At 70.8% G+C, this 13,362-nt stretch carries 10 protein-coding genes and 2 pseudogenes; 8 read left to right on the forward strand and 4 right to left on the reverse strand.

Going from position 1 to position 13,362, the window contains the following annotated elements; all coding sequences use genetic code 11:
• Positions 1–482 precede the first annotated feature (482 nt).
• From ACFPK1_RS27510 to ACFPK1_RS27520, 3 genes and pseudogenes are all read left to right on the forward strand, one after another.
• A pseudogene (locus ACFPK1_RS27510) lies at positions 483–758 on the forward strand (protein DA1); the annotation flags it as partial.
• A gap of 653 nt (positions 759–1,411) precedes the next feature.
• A complete protein-coding gene (locus tag ACFPK1_RS27515) occupies positions 1,412–2,422 on the forward strand; it encodes a serine/threonine-protein kinase (RefSeq protein ID WP_378024146.1) in 1,011 nt (336 codons plus the stop codon).
• A 199-nt stretch (positions 2,423–2,621) separates the two neighbouring features.
• On the forward strand, positions 2,622–3,479 hold the full coding sequence (locus tag ACFPK1_RS27520) for a beta-propeller fold lactonase family protein (RefSeq protein ID WP_378024147.1): 858 nt from the start codon (positions 2,622–2,624) through the stop codon (positions 3,477–3,479).
• Positions 3,480–3,745: 266 nt separating this feature from the next.
• On the opposite strand, the gene ACFPK1_RS27525 is transcribed toward ACFPK1_RS27520, so the two are convergent.
• On the reverse strand, positions 3,746–4,072 hold the full coding sequence (locus ACFPK1_RS27525; RefSeq protein WP_378024148.1) for a hypothetical protein: 327 nt from the start codon (positions 4,070–4,072) through the stop codon (positions 3,746–3,748).
• Positions 4,073–4,344: 272 nt separating this feature from the next.
• Between ACFPK1_RS27525 and ACFPK1_RS27530 the strand changes: the two are divergent.
• Both ACFPK1_RS27530 and ACFPK1_RS27535 read left to right on the forward strand, forming a co-directional pair.
• A pseudogene (locus ACFPK1_RS27530) lies at positions 4,345–4,845 on the forward strand (ATP-dependent DNA ligase); the annotation flags it as partial.
• 302 nt (positions 4,846–5,147) lie between these two features.
• Positions 5,148–5,285, forward strand: coding sequence for a hypothetical protein (locus tag ACFPK1_RS27535; RefSeq protein WP_378024236.1), 138 nt, complete (start codon positions 5,148–5,150; stop codon positions 5,283–5,285).
• A gap of 207 nt (positions 5,286–5,492) precedes the next feature.
• Here the strand turns inward: ACFPK1_RS27535 and ACFPK1_RS27540 are convergent, their stop codons facing one another.
• The gene (locus ACFPK1_RS27540) at positions 5,493–6,758 is read right to left on the reverse strand and encodes an IS110 family RNA-guided transposase (RefSeq protein ID WP_378024149.1); all 1,266 of its coding nucleotides are present in this window, start codon (positions 6,756–6,758) and stop codon (positions 5,493–5,495) included.
• Between the two features lie 415 nt (positions 6,759–7,173).
• Between ACFPK1_RS27540 and ACFPK1_RS27545 the strand changes: the two genes are divergently transcribed.
• Positions 7,174–8,466, forward strand: a complete 1,293-nt coding sequence (locus ACFPK1_RS27545; RefSeq protein ID WP_378024150.1) for an IS110 family RNA-guided transposase — start codon at positions 7,174–7,176, stop codon at positions 8,464–8,466.
• A gap of 294 nt (positions 8,467–8,760) precedes the next feature.
• On the opposite strand, the gene ACFPK1_RS27550 is transcribed toward ACFPK1_RS27545, so the two are convergent.
• A complete protein-coding gene (locus ACFPK1_RS27550; protein WP_378024151.1) occupies positions 8,761–9,492 on the reverse strand; it encodes a class I SAM-dependent DNA methyltransferase in 732 nt (243 codons plus the stop codon).
• A 594-nt stretch (positions 9,493–10,086) separates the two neighbouring features.
• Between ACFPK1_RS27550 and ACFPK1_RS27555 the strand changes: the two genes are divergently transcribed.
• Both ACFPK1_RS27555 and ACFPK1_RS27560 read left to right on the forward strand, forming a co-directional pair.
• The gene (locus ACFPK1_RS27555; protein WP_378024152.1) at positions 10,087–11,289 is read left to right on the forward strand and encodes a sigma-70 family RNA polymerase sigma factor; all 1,203 of its coding nucleotides are present in this window, start codon (positions 10,087–10,089) and stop codon (positions 11,287–11,289) included.
• Between the two features lie 100 nt (positions 11,290–11,389).
• Positions 11,390–11,629 (forward strand): hypothetical protein, encoded by a 240-nt coding sequence (locus ACFPK1_RS27560; protein ID WP_378024153.1) that lies wholly within the window; start codon positions 11,390–11,392, stop codon positions 11,627–11,629.
• 149 nt (positions 11,630–11,778) lie between these two features.
• Here the strand turns inward: ACFPK1_RS27560 and ACFPK1_RS27565 are convergent, their stop codons facing one another.
• Positions 11,779–13,044 (reverse strand): IS110 family RNA-guided transposase, encoded by a 1,266-nt coding sequence (locus tag ACFPK1_RS27565; RefSeq protein WP_378024149.1) that lies wholly within the window; start codon positions 13,042–13,044, stop codon positions 11,779–11,781.
• Positions 13,045–13,362: the final 318 nt, after the last annotated feature.

Here is a 13,362-nt window from a genome sequence, read left to right on the forward strand (position 1 = left end):
CGTTGTCGAGCGCCGAGGCGGGCGATGTCGAGCGGCGGGATCTCCGGGGGTGAATGTGCCGCGGATCGAGTGCGGCGCGTGCGGACGAGCTCTCCGGAGCGAGTCCAGGTCCCGTCGAGCTAGTCGCCGGCTCCGGACGGCCCGGGGACCGCGGTGAGTTAGAACCGCGTCCAGTCGATGCCGCCGTCGCGCCCCGCCATGATCACCGGACTGCACATCCGTGCCTGCATGCCCCAGCGGGCCGACCATCTCCCACTCCGACCAGAGCTCCGACCCCGCCGCCGCACCTTGCACATCGAAAGGACAAGCGCAGCACCCGCTCCGATCGTCGTGTCGCTTGAAGAGTCACCAACGTTTTCCGACCTCCAAATCGTTCTCAGCTCCCCCCGTCGGCGCCCTATCTCCATGGCAGTTACCGGACTGCGGTCGTGGTCTGGCCGGGTGTCGGCGTGGAGTGACCTGATGCCAGAAGTCACGAGTTTGGGCATGCGTGGCTAGCGCAGGCTGGGAGCGTGAATGCGAAGCCGATCGTCGAGGAGGGTCTTTGCGAACTCTTCTCCTACGCTTGGCTGAAGCGGCAGAAGTCCCAGCTCGCGGCTAGCTTGTTAAGTCGCCTTCTAGCCAGTCCAGACCCGGTTTATGGTGCGGGTTTTCGGCTCGTCCGTGAATCTGTGGGAAGGTCAGGCATCAAGGCGGTGTTAACGTCGCTCGCGAGCACGGGAGACTTACCTATTCGTGACCTTGGCGGCCAGGCGTGAGGAGCTGGTTCGGCGAGGCTTTATGCGATGGTCGTTCGTGTAGTCATGGGGCACACGCAGGCAGCACCGTCTCTGTGTAGCGGCTCGAGGCGACAGGACCGGGAGGTCTTTCTCGACTACAGGGGAGACGAACGCCAGGGGATGAACCGACATGGGCGCCGCCGAGCTTTCCAATGAGCGGTAGGCGGCAGAGTATGCCCATCGTGCACGAACAAGACCGGTCGAGGGTTCCTCGCGCCTGACAGACAGCACAGCCCCGCGCAACTAGCCTCCACTTGAAGCTCTCGTGCTAGGCGCGTGAAACGGGTCCGCGAACTCCGAGCCCGTCCTTTGGGGCATCGCCGCGGCGAGGATGTGGCTGGCCTGTTCGATGGCCTCGTCGCCCCGGTGGGCGACCAGCGCCTTCTGAAGCTGAAGCGGGCGCCACGCGAAAACATCCTGCTTTGCTGATGCCCGCGGTCAGCGACGGTTGAAACTGTGGCTCCGGAAACCGGACGACAACCGCGATACGTGACGGGATCGACTGTAACGTCGCGTAGGTCACGGAGAGGTTACAGCGTCGCTTGGTCGCTTCCGTTCGCGTCTGCAGATGATGTTCCATCTCCCGGGCGGACCCGGGTCGGTGGTGCGGGACGTTCGGGGGTCGGACGAGGGTGCAGACGCGCGAGGACGTTCGTACTCAAGCACCAGAGGAGTTCGGCCGCTACCTTCTCGAACGCCTCATCGGCCGGGGTGGCGCCGGCGAGGTGTGGGAAGCGCTCGACCGCGTGACCATGCGCAAGGTCGCGCTCAAGCGTCTGAGCGCGGAGCGGGCCGACGACCAGGAGTACCGCGCGCGGTTCCAGCGTGAGGCCAAGCTGGCCGCGCGGCTGTCCGACCCGCACGTCATCCCCATCCACCAGTGGGGCGAGCTCGACGGCCGGCTCTACATCGACATGCGCCTGGTCGACGGTATGGACCTCGAGCAGATGCTCAACCGCCAGGGACCGCTGTCGGCGAACCGGGCGCTGGGCATCGTCACCCAGGTCGCCAGCGCGCTCACCGCCGCCCATGACGCGGGCCTGGTGCATCGTGACGTGAAGCCCTCGAACATCCTGGTGACCACGGGCCCGGACGGCCAGGACTTCGCCTACCTCGCCGACTTCGGGATCACCCGCACCACCGGCACCGACTCCACCGGGCTCACCACCGGGATGATCGTGGGCTCCGCGGACTACATGCCGCCCGAGCAGTTCCGCAGCGAGGCCGACTGGCGCTCGGACATCTACTCCCTCGGATGTGTCCTGTTCCGGTGTTTGACCGGCTCGGTGCCGTTCCCGAAGCCGGACCTGCCGGCTCTGATCATGGCGCACCTCAACGAGGCTCCGCCGAAGGTCTCGGATCGGGCGCCGTGGATTGGCAAGCAGCTTGACGCGATCGTTGCGCGGGCGATGGAGAAGAAGCCCGAGGACCGTTGGCGTACCGCTGTCGAGTTCGCCAATGCAGCAAACGTGATGGGTGGTCGGCTGACGTGCCCGCCGCCGAAGCGCTCGCTCGGTCAGACGATGCGGGCCAGGTTCCGGGAGTCCCGCAGCCGGTCAGCCGCTCCGGTGCCGAGTTCATGGCCCGGCCCACCGTGTCCTACAGCCGTCGACGCGCCATGTTCGCCGGCGTCGCGGTCGTGACTGCTGTGGTGCTGCTCCTCGGAATCGCGACCATCGCCCTCACTCTCGGCCGCGGTCAATCCGTCGCCACCCCGGGCGCCGCCATCGAGCCTGCCGCCCCACCGCCGGTGAGTACTGCGCTCCCGCGAGTCGCCAATGTCCTGCAGGTCCCAGGGCGGCCCGAGACCGTGGCGGTCAGCCGCGACGGTCGGCAAGCCCTATGACCACCAGCGATCCCGCCGCCCCGGCGCTGCACGTCATCGACACCGCCTCGAACACCGTGGTCAGCTCGGCGCCGATCCCCGGCATCCCGCGGTTCGTGGCCGTCTCCCCGGCCAACGGCAACGCCTACGTCACCTACAACGACGAGGCCGCCAACCAGCTCATGGTCGCGGTCTACGACGTCAACCAAGGCCACATCATGGCCACGATCCCCACCGGCCAGCCAGCTGACCGCAAGTACGGCCAGACCTGGCTGTTCGTCTTCGCCATCTCCCGCGACGGCACCCGCATCTACGTGCCCCACCACAACGCCTCGGTCGTCTCGGTCATCGACGCCGTCGCCGGCGCCCCGGTCGCACAAATACCGATGCCGAAAAACCCACACTCGGTGGCGTTGAGCCCGAACTCGCCCTTCGCCTACGTCGCCGCCCACGCCAGCGGCGAGGTCGACGTCTTCGACACCAGGACCAACGCCTTCGTCGGCGCCGTCCCGGTCGGCGCCGGCACCTCACCCCACGACGTCGCCGTCTCGCCTGACGGGCGGCGGGTCAACGTCGTGAACTTCGACGGCGGCACCGTCGGCGCCATCGACACCGCCACCAATCGGGTCGTGGCGACCATCCCGGTCGGCGGCAAGCCGCAGTCGGTGATCTTCGCGGCCGACGGGCGCCGTAGCTACATCGTCGACAACACCAACAGCACCATCAGCACCGTCGATGTTGGCACCAACCAGATCACCGGCACCGTCCCCGTCGCGCCAGGCGCTTCCATGATCGCCCTCGCCCCGGACGGGACCCGCGCCTACGTCGCCAGCCGCAACACCGGCACCATCACCACCCTGCTCACCGCCTCGTGAGCGCCGTGCCACCAGAGCGGCCACTACGGCTGATCAAGGGCGACTCCGAGGAGCCGACCAGGAGCCCTCGAGACGACGAGGCCGACGCGCTCGCGGCGCTGGCCGACGTGCTCGCCGGCCCGTCGGGGACGCACGACCCTTCTCGACTGGAGCAGGCGACCGAGGTCGCCCGCGAAGTCATGGGACCTACCAGTGCCAACAGCGCTCGACGGCCCAGAGCGGTCAACGATTCGCCGTCCGATCGTGAAGGCCACGCCTAGCAGACGTTAGGGGTCGACGAGCCCTCGCCGTAGGTGCGGGTTCTCGTAGCCCGCGGGCATGGGGCCGGGGAACTGTGGAGCGGGGTCGTGGTCAGGCCCGAGGACTCGGGCTGCGACGCGGGCTCCCGCTTCCCAAACACGGGGAGCGTGGGGTTTGTCGCGCCAGGTCGCGGCCAGGATCTCGAGCAGCTCGGACAGCGCAGCGGCGGAGGCCCGGTCGAGGCCAGCGTAGCCGCCGGGACCGCGCACGCGGACACGTTCGGCCGCTTCGGTCATCTGCGTGGCCTCGGCCTCGCGCTGGGCGCGGCGCTGCAGGTCGCGACGAGTCGCCATGGCTGGCTCTCCCTCCAAGCAGACGTCAGCAGTCCGCCATGGGGGAGCACGGCGCGACAACTCTGGCACAGGCCGGACCCCGTCAGCTCCACTGCGGACTAGAGCGTGGACGGGCTCGCCTCGCGCGGTGTTCTACGGGCACGGTCCGACACCGCGGACTGCAGTGGCGCCGGAGGGCGGGGAGTCGCCTGTTCGTGGCCGCTCCCACCGGTCGGGAGGCGGGCAGTGCGGCACGAGGTGAGACTGCGCGGGTGGAGGAGAAGGGCGCGGTGATGCTCTCGCGGTCAGTCGAGGCGCTGCCGACCACGAGCGGCTGGGCCTACGAGCCGAAGTTCGACGGGTTCCGGGCGCTGCTGACGGTGTCGGAGTTCGGCGATGTGCGGCTCGATTCGCGCCGCGGCAAGGCCCTTGACCGGTACTTCCCCGAGATCGTCTTGGCCGCTCGGGCGCTGCCGCGCGGCGTCGTCCTGGACGGGGAGCTCGTCGTTCCCGCCGGTGGCGGGGTCGACTTCGCCGCCCTCCAGCACCGCCTGCACGCCGGCGCCCGGCGCGTCGCTGAGCTCGCCCGGCAGGCCCCCGCGCATCTGGTGGTGTTCGACGTCCTGCACCACGAGGGGCGCGACCTGCGGGCCGCGTCCTACGACGCTCGGCGCCGGGTCCTCGAGGCGCTGCTCGCCGAGCCGCGATCGGGTCTGGGCCTGGCGCCGATGACGACCGACCCCGCCGCGGCAACAGCGTGGTTGCGAGACCAGCCGCCGGGCATCGAGGGAGTCGTGGCGAAGAAGCGCGATCAGCGCTACCGCCCCGGCGCCCGCGGCTGGCAGAAGCTCAAGGCACGGCGCACCACCGAGGCCGTCGTCGGCGGGGTCCTGGGCAGCATGGAGCAGCCCGGTGGGTTGGTGCTCGGCCGCTACCAGCAGGGGCGTTTGCGCGTCGCCGGACGCACCGGCCCCTCGCGCCTGCCGCGTGGGCGCAGGTCGCGCGCCTCCTGCGACCCGCGCCGCTCGGCCACCCACGGCCGACCCGGCTGCCTTCGAGCCGGTTCGGGCAGACCCCCGGCGACGAGATCGACTACGTGCAGGTCGTGCCCGAGCTCGTCGTCGAGATCGAGGCCGACACGGCCTTTGAGCAGGGCCGCTGGCGGCACGCCACGCGGTTCCTGCGCGTCCGACGCGACCTCTCGGTCGACGACCTCGCCGCCGAGACCGCGTAGCCGGGCGACGAACTTCGACACAGCCGCCTACCGGCGCGGGCGGCCGTGGCCCTTCCCGCCCAGGTCCGTCTTCACGCTCAAGGCCGCAGGCCGAGGGCCTTCGGCCCGAGCGGACGCCGCTGCGCGGCGCGGTCTGGTGTGCCCCGGCGAGACACCCTCTGTCCAGCTCCACCAGCGAAGATCTCTGTTAGAGCTGTTTCGGGCTGCTCAGGCGACGGCTGATAGGTGCCGTTGGCGGTTCGCTTGGTGGAGGGTCTCGTCGTACTTCACGTTCCTGGCCAGGCAGTGCCAGAGCACTTCGAGCCACCGGTTCCCGAGGGCTCGGAGTGCGGCATGATGGGATTTTCCGGCGGCGACTTTCGATTGGTAGAACTCTCTGGCCCAGCTGCTGAAGTGAAGGCTGCACCACGCCCATTGGTGGACGGCGTCGCCGAGGTAGCGGTTGTGGGCCAGGCGGCGGGTGACGACGAAGTCGCGTTTCCCGGAGCGGCGGGTGACCGGGGCGGCGCCGGCGTAGCACTGCAGGGCGTTGGGGGAGCCGTACTGGTCGGGGTGGTCGCCGATCTCGCCGGCGACGCGTGCGGCGAGACGGTCCCCGAGGCCGGGGAAGCTGAGGTAGATGTCCCCGCCGGGGAACGCCGCGGCACGGTCGGGATGCACCGGTGCCCGGTCCCGGATGCGGCGCCCGCCGAGCAGTAGCTCGCCCATGCGCTTCTCCCAGCTGCGGCGGGCCTCGTGGAGGGCCAGCAGTTGGTGGGCGGCCAGGCGGATGCTGGTGGCCTTGGCGCGGATCATGTACTCGCGGGCGGGCAGCGCCGGGCGGGCCACGGCCTCGATGACGCGGTCGGCGAAGCGCTGCGGCCCGGTGTGGCGCCCGGCGCGGGCGAACGCGATGAGCTCGACGCGGGTGGCTTTCGCCAGTTCAGGCTGGCTGGGCCAGCGTTCGAGCATGCGCAGGATGTTGGGTGCCCGCAGCTCGTCGATGGCGACGGCCAGCGCCGCTGGATAGGTGGCCGCGAGGTCAGCACGTAGCCGGTTGACCAGGCGAGTCTGGTCCCGGGAGGCGCGCTGGTCGTCGCGGGCGATCGCCCGGAGCTCGCCGGCGACCTCGCCGTGGGGGACCAGGGCGTGCAGATCGAGGTAGGGGTCGAGGGCGAGCCGACAGCAGATGCGGGCGTCCTCGGGGTCGTCCTTCTTCCGGGCCGGGCCACGGCGGCGGGCCACCAGGTCGGGGTTGACCGGCAGCACGGTGAACCCGGCGTCGACCAAGGCCTCGACCAGCAGCCCGTGGCGGGTCTCGAGCACCACCCGCACCTCGGCCGGGTCAGGCTCGAGGGCCAGGCAGCGCTGCACCAGCCCGGCGATGCCGGCGGGCTTGTGGTCGATGCGGAACTGCTCGACGACTCCTTTCTCCGGCGTTCCCAGAGCGATGTCGTGAAATTCTCCGGCCCAGTCGATCCCGACCGCCAGCACTCAAGCCCCTTCCGTCGCTGTGTTGGCCGACGGAATCGTGAAGGCGCGGCGTCGTGCTGATGGACAGTCCTCGTGGGACAACACCCTCCGGGGCGTCAGGCCTTCACCGATGGACGGACTGAGGCGCGGTCTCCATTGAGTCCTAGAAGGACCTGCTTAATTGAGCGCTCTCAGTCCGGCTCCGCCGGGCCAGGGAAGGTTAGCCCCATCAGCTTGATCGGGCCGCTCTCCCGGTAGTAAGTGGCCCACCTGCCGGAACGGCGCGTCGGGCGAGGCGGGGGACGTCCCCCTGATGCGGTGATCGGGCTTGGCTTCCCACGCATCGAGGAGGACGTCCGTGCCGAACGCTAGTGGCCTTTCACGGGGTGACCGCAACCGCAACCGCCGCCTCGATCGACTGCGTGCTCTGGTCCCAATGTCGAACGCGGTGCTGGGCATCGACCTGGCCGACCGGAAGCAGGCGGCGGCGCTGACCGATCACGATTCGCGGGTGCTGGCCCGTCGCCGCGTGGTGTACCGGGCTTGGCAGCTGGGCCCGCTGCTGGATTGGGCGCTCGAGCAGGCCCGCGCGGCGGGGTTCTCCTCGATCACGGTGGCGTGCGAGGCGACCGGGCACCGCTGGCAGGTGCTCGAGAAGCTCTCCGCCGAGCGTGGTCTGAACATGGTGTGCGTGCAGGGCCTGCTCGTCTGGCGGGCCCGCGAGGGCGAGGACCTGACCTGGGACAAGTCCGACCCGAAGGACGCGATGCTGATCGCGCGGCTGACCACCCAGCTGCGCTGCTACGAGCCCGAGACCAGCGACCACACGTGGTCGCGGCTGCGTCAGCTCGGCGCCCACCGCACTCGGCTTCTGACCGAGTCCACCGCCTGCGGTCAGCAGCTGCGCGACCTGCTCGAGTGCGTGTGGCCGGCGGTGCTGGAGGCCGCGACGCGGCCGTTGGAGTCCGCGTCGTGGTGCGCTTCGATCGCGGTCGTGCTGCGTCGCGCCCGGGACGGCGACCTCGCTCCGGTGCGTCGGATGGGTCTGGCCCGGTTCACGGCGGCGGTGTGCCGCGAGTTGCCCTCCTGGGGCGTGACGCGGGCGTGCGGGCGGATCGTCGGCGCGGTGTTCGCCGCGCTGGGCGACACCGTCGGGCTGGTCGGGCACCGCCACGGCGCGTTGGAGCGGGCCGGGTTCGTCGTCGAGGACTGGCGCCGGGTGCGCGCGACCCGCGAGGACGTCGAGTCCCGCATGGTGGCGGTCCTCGACCAGCTCGATCTGACCGAGCTGGTCGCCACGATTCCCGGCCTCTCGGCGGTCGGCGCGGCCGCGGTGCTCGCCGAGACCGGTGACCCGGCGCGGTTCACCAGCCCGCGCGCGTTGGTCAAGCACGCCGGACTGTGTCCCCGCGAGGACTCCAGTGGCGAGCACCGCGGCCACTCGCGGCTCTCGGGCCGCGGACGCCGCGAGCTGCGCAGTGCAGCGTGGCGGGCGGTGTGGGGTGCCCAGCACGCCAACCCGGTGCTCGCCGCTCGCTACGAGCACTTGACCACCCGCGAGCACAACCGGCTGGCCGGTCAGCAGGCCCGCGCCGCCTGCGCGGCGACCTTGCTGCGCTGGCTGCACGCCATCGTCGTGCGCCGCACCCCCTGGAGCGCCGAGATCGCCGCTGGCCGCCGGCCCGCGATGGCTCGCGACGTCGTTCGTCGGGGAGGCGCCGCTGCCTGACCCCGCGAGTCACCACCGAGACCGCGACCCGGTTGCGTCGGCCGGTGTCGCTGGGTGAGCGAGCTCCACCCTCCCAAGGAGGCCCTGCGGGGACCTCGCCCTTGATCATGAGCAGCTCGCCCGCCTGTTCAACGAAGCCCGATTCGCGCTGCTGAGGCCCAATAGCCTGGGACCTCGCTTTCGGCTATGCCGGGACGAACAGGTCGGCGAGTACCACCCGTCGTCCTCGGTGAGCTGCCCACGCCGCTCGGCTCCGCACGTCGCTGAGGCCGGGGTCGTCCCGGGCTGGCGGGCCTAGCGTCCGTAGATCGAGATGTGTTGGCGGCTGTCGGCGGTGAACGGCTCGCGCTGCCACCCGCCCCAGCGCTCGTGCAGTCGCAGCCCGGCCAGACGCGCCATGAGGTCGAGCTCGGCTGGCCAGGCATAGCGGGTGACCACCGGAAAGAACTGCACTCCGTTCCCGGTGAGGCGGACGTGGCTCTCGTCGAGGTGCTGGGCGACAGGGTCGTGGCGGGCGACGTCGAGCTGGACGTGATCGACACCGATGGCCTCGGCGTCGACGAGCTGGTTGTCGCGCAAGCGGTGCAGGAAGGCGGGCACGAAGGCTTCGACAAGGAACACGCCGTCGGGGTGGAGGTGGCGGGCGGCGTTGGTGAAACACCGGACCTGCTCGTCCTGGGTGAGCAGGTTGAACAGCGAGTTGAACACGACGAACACCAGCCGGTAGGTGCCCTCGAGCGTCACCTCGGCCATGTCGCCGGTAGTGACCGCGAGGTCCTGCCCGCCGGGCTTGCTGCGCAGCCTGGCGACCATGGCCGGCGAGAGCTCGATCCCGTCGACGCGGACGCCGTGGGCGGCCAGAGGTAGCGCTATTCGGCCGGTGCCGATCGCCAGCTCGAGGGCCGGTCCATCGACGGCCAGCTCGCGCAGCAGTGCCACGGCGTCGTCCTCGTCGCCGCGGGGGCTGTCGTCGTAGACCTCGGCGTTCTGCTCGCCGAAGCTGTCGATGGGTCGGTAGTCCTCCACCGCCCCAGCGACGCACCCCGACGACCTGCAGGGCAACCGGATTTGCCGGGCGCTCAGTTCGATCAGACGGCCCTGAGCAGGGGATCGCAGCGCTCAAGGCCGCGAGGCCCAGCGTCAAGGACGAGCCGCCTTCGGCGGCGCCCACCTCCACTCGGGCCCGGAAGCTTGATCCGCCCGTCCCTCACCAGCAAGGGCCGCAGAACATCTTCGGGCCGCGCCACATCGACGGCCCTGCGGGCCGGCTGCGGTTAATCGTCGAGCGCGGCCCGAGAGATCTTCTGCTCTCCGACCCTTGCTGGTGAGCCTCCACGGGCGGACGCGGCGCCCCCGGGGCGAAGGCACAGAACGCCTTCACCCGATGGGCACCGAGCCCGACGAGGCACCGCTTCGCGAGATCAACACTTGCGTTCGGCTTCTTACGTTGATCAAGGGCGCTCCGCTGCGCTACGCGTCGCTGCGCGACCGGACTGCGTCCGGCCCTTGACCGCGAGCCTCGGCGGCCCACTCGGCGCCCTTCGGGCGGTGGAGGCAGCAAGCGCCTCCACCCATCGCCCCGGGGCCCACCAGACCCCGGCCCTGGCCCGGGAGGCTCACGTGTCCGTCGACCCCAGCTCGCACACCTCGGTCATCCGCTCCGTCACCACCCGCGTGGCCGGACAGCTCACCACCGAGGCCTTCGCCCACCACTTCGGCACGCCATCCCAGCAGGTCGGGGTCCGCGCGGGCGACACGCTGACCTACGTCACCACGAGCAAGGCAGCGTCCGGCATCGCGCGAGCATTCACAGACGGCCTCGCCCTCGCCGAGCGCCAGCAACTGGTCTGGTCCGCCTCGCCGACCTGGCTCGGCATCGAGCCCGGCACCTACCCACCCACCCTGCTCCTCCGCTACGCCACGCCGGGCAGCAGCTCCGTCGGCTACCAACCTCGGCGTGAGATCAGCGGGCAGGTCGTGCCCGCCCACGTCTGGGTCCGCATCGGACCGGTGCTCTGGCAGATCTGTGATCGCCTGGCCGCGCGGCGACTCGCCGAGGTCTGGACCCACTGCGCCCGACTGCTCACCACCCCGATCTCGCCTCCTGCGCCGTTCCTCCGCCCTGATGACGTGGAGCCCGCGCCGCCGCTGTCCGCCCCGTCGCCCAGCACGGACCCCGTCCGGCCCGCAAGCAGCGAGCCGTCGCCGTCTGCCAGAGGTCCCTTCACCACGACCGCCGACGACGAGAGGGGAGATCGTGACCTGCTCACGGCCTACGCCGAGCACGGCGACCGGGCCGCCCTGTCGGTGCTCGCGACGCGGTACCACGACGTGATGAGCAGCGCGGCCCGCCGCGTGCTCGGTGCGCGCGGGGAGGTCGACGACGCGGTGCAGAACGCCTGGATCAACGTCGCCACCAAGGCCGGCACCTTCCGCGGGGATGCCACCGTCGGCACCTGGCTGTACCGGATCGCCCACAACGCCGCCATGGACGCCGTCCGCCGAGCCAGGTCCCGTCCATCTCAGCCCTTCGGCGACGCGACGCAGGCCCCCGACGAAGTGCGACGCGCCCTCGACGAGCCGGTGGAGGCCGTCGAGATCGTCGAGCAGATGGAAGCCAGCGCCATCGTCGACGACTTGCTGGCAGTCCTCACTCCCACTCAGCGCGTGGCGGTCGAGCTCGTCGACCTGCAGGGCCTTGACCTCGCCGCCGCCGCCGCTCGCCTCGAGATCGCCGAGGGCACCCTCAAGTCTCGTCGTGCCCGGGCTCGTGCCGCCATGAGCGCGGCCGCCGCACAGCGGGGCCTGCGGCTCCCGCTCTGACATGGGGAGGCGCCCTCACGACGAGGGCGCCTCCCCAAGGGTCCGTCCACAGGTTCGGGCGCTCACGGAACCAGGGCCCGACTACGTGCCTCCAACCGGCATGCACCCTGACCACGAGTTCTCGCCTGCTCACGCGACGACCACCACCCACCGTTCGAAACACGACGCGCCGTCGCCGCGGCGCGGCTACGTCGGACGGCTCTTTGCCGCCGCCCTCGACGGCGACCGGATCGCCGGCGAGGAGCTCGTCGACCTGGCGCCGTGGGACCCGGCCGCCGCCGACGCGTTCGAGGCCCTCGCTGTGGCGGAGTTCGTCCGTGATCACGATGGCATCGCTTGAGGGGCTCAAGGCCGCACGGCCGAGCGGCCCTGCCGGGCCGGCGGCGGAGCCGCTGCGCGGCGCTGTCCTCATTCCGTCGGGGGCCCGGCGGAGACACCCTCTGTCCAGCTCCACCAGCGAAGATCTCTGTTAGAGCTGTTTCGGGCTGCTCAGGCGACGGCTGATAGGTGCCGTTGGCGGTTCGCTTGGTGGAGGGTCTCGTCGTACTTCACGTTCCTGGCCAGGCAGTGCCAGAGCACTTCGAGCCACCGGTTCCCGAGGGCTCGGAGTGCGGCATGATGGGATTTTCCGGCGGCGACTTTCGATTGGTAGAACTCTCTGGCCCAGCTGCTGAAGTGAAGGCTGCACCACGCCCATTGGTGGACGGCGTCGCCGAGGTAGCGGTTGTGGGCCAGGCGGCGGGTGACGACGAAGTCGCGTTTCCCGGAGCGGCGGGTGACCGGGGCGGCGCCGGCGTAGCACTGCAGGGCGTTGGGGGAGCCGTACTGGTCGGGGTGGTCGCCGATCTCGCCGGCGACGCGTGCGGCGAGACGGTCCCCGAGGCCGGGGAAGCTGAGGTAGATGTCCCCGCCGGGGAACGCCGCGGCACGGTCGGGATGCACCGGTGCCCGGTCCCGGATGCGGCGCCCGCCGAGCAGTAGCTCGCCCATGCGCTTCTCCCAGCTGCGGCGGGCCTCGTGGAGGGCCAGCAGTTGGTGGGCGGCCAGGCGGATGCTGGTGGCCTTGGCGCGGATCATGTACTCGCGGGCGGGCAGCGCCGGGCGGGCCACGGCCTCGATGACGCGGTCGGCGAAGCGCTGCGGCCCGGTGTGGCGCCCGGCGCGGGCGAACGCGATGAGCTCGACGCGGGTGGCTTTCGCCAGTTCAGGCTGGCTGGGCCAGCGTTCGAGCATGCGCAGGATGTTGGGTGCCCGCAGCTCGTCGATGGCGACGGCCAGCGCCGCTGGATAGGTGGCCGCGAGGTCAGCACGTAGCCGGTTGACCAGGCGAGTCTGGTCCCGGGAGGCGCGCTGGTCGTCGCGGGCGATCGCCCGGAGCTCGCCGGCGACCTCGCCGTGGGGGACCAGGGCGTGCAGATCGAGGTAGGGGTCGAGGGCGAGCCGACAGCAGATGCGGGCGTCCTCGGGGTCGTCCTTCTTCCGGGCCGGGCCACGGCGGCGGGCCACCAGGTCGGGGTTGACCGGCAGCACGGTGAACCCGGCGTCGACCAAGGCCTCGACCAGCAGCCCGTGGCGGGTCTCGAGCACCACCCGCACCTCGGCCGGGTCAGGCTCGAGGGCCAGGCAGCGCTGCACCAGCCCGGCGATGCCGGCGGGCTTGTGGTCGATGCGGAACTGCTCGACGACTCCTTTCTCCGGCGTTCCCAGAGCGATGTCGTGAAATTCTCCGGCCCAGTCGATCCCGACCGCCAGCACTCAAGCCCCTTCCGTCGCTGTGTTGGCCGACGGAATCGTGAAGGCGCGGCGTCGTGCTGATGGACAGTCCTCGTGGGACAACACCCTCCGGGGCGTCAGGCCTTCACCGATGGACGGACTGAGGCGCGGTCTCCATTGAGTCCTAGAAGGACCTGCTTAATTGAGCGCTCTCAGTCCGGCTCCGCCGGGCCAGGGAAGGTTAGCCCCATCAGCTTGATCGGGCTGCCCTCGCGGTCAAGGGCGCTGCGCGTCGCTGCGCGACCGGACTGCGTCCGGCCCCTGGACCACGAGCCTCCGCAACCCGGAGCGCGCCCGCTG

Origin of the sequence: Actinomycetospora rhizophila, from assembly GCF_042657905.1 — a bacterium.
Lineage (GTDB): Bacteria > Actinomycetota > Actinomycetes > Mycobacteriales > Pseudonocardiaceae > Actinomycetospora > Actinomycetospora rhizophila.

Bases quoted from the DNA above. Each gene is read 5' to 3' on its own strand.
- ACFPK1_RS27520 (WP_378024147.1), top strand. From the start codon at position 2,622: ATGACCACCAGCGATCCCGCCGCCCCGGCGCTGCACGTCATCGACACC.
- ACFPK1_RS27525 (WP_378024148.1), bottom strand. From the start codon at position 4,072: ATGGCGACTCGTCGCGACCTGCAGCGCCGCGCCCAGCGCGAGGCCGAG.
- ACFPK1_RS27545 (WP_378024150.1), top strand. From the start codon at position 7,174: ATGTCGAACGCGGTGCTGGGCATCGACCTGGCCGACCGGAAGCAGGCG.
- ACFPK1_RS27560 (WP_378024153.1), top strand. From the start codon at position 11,390: ATGCACCCTGACCACGAGTTCTCGCCTGCTCACGCGACGACCACCACC.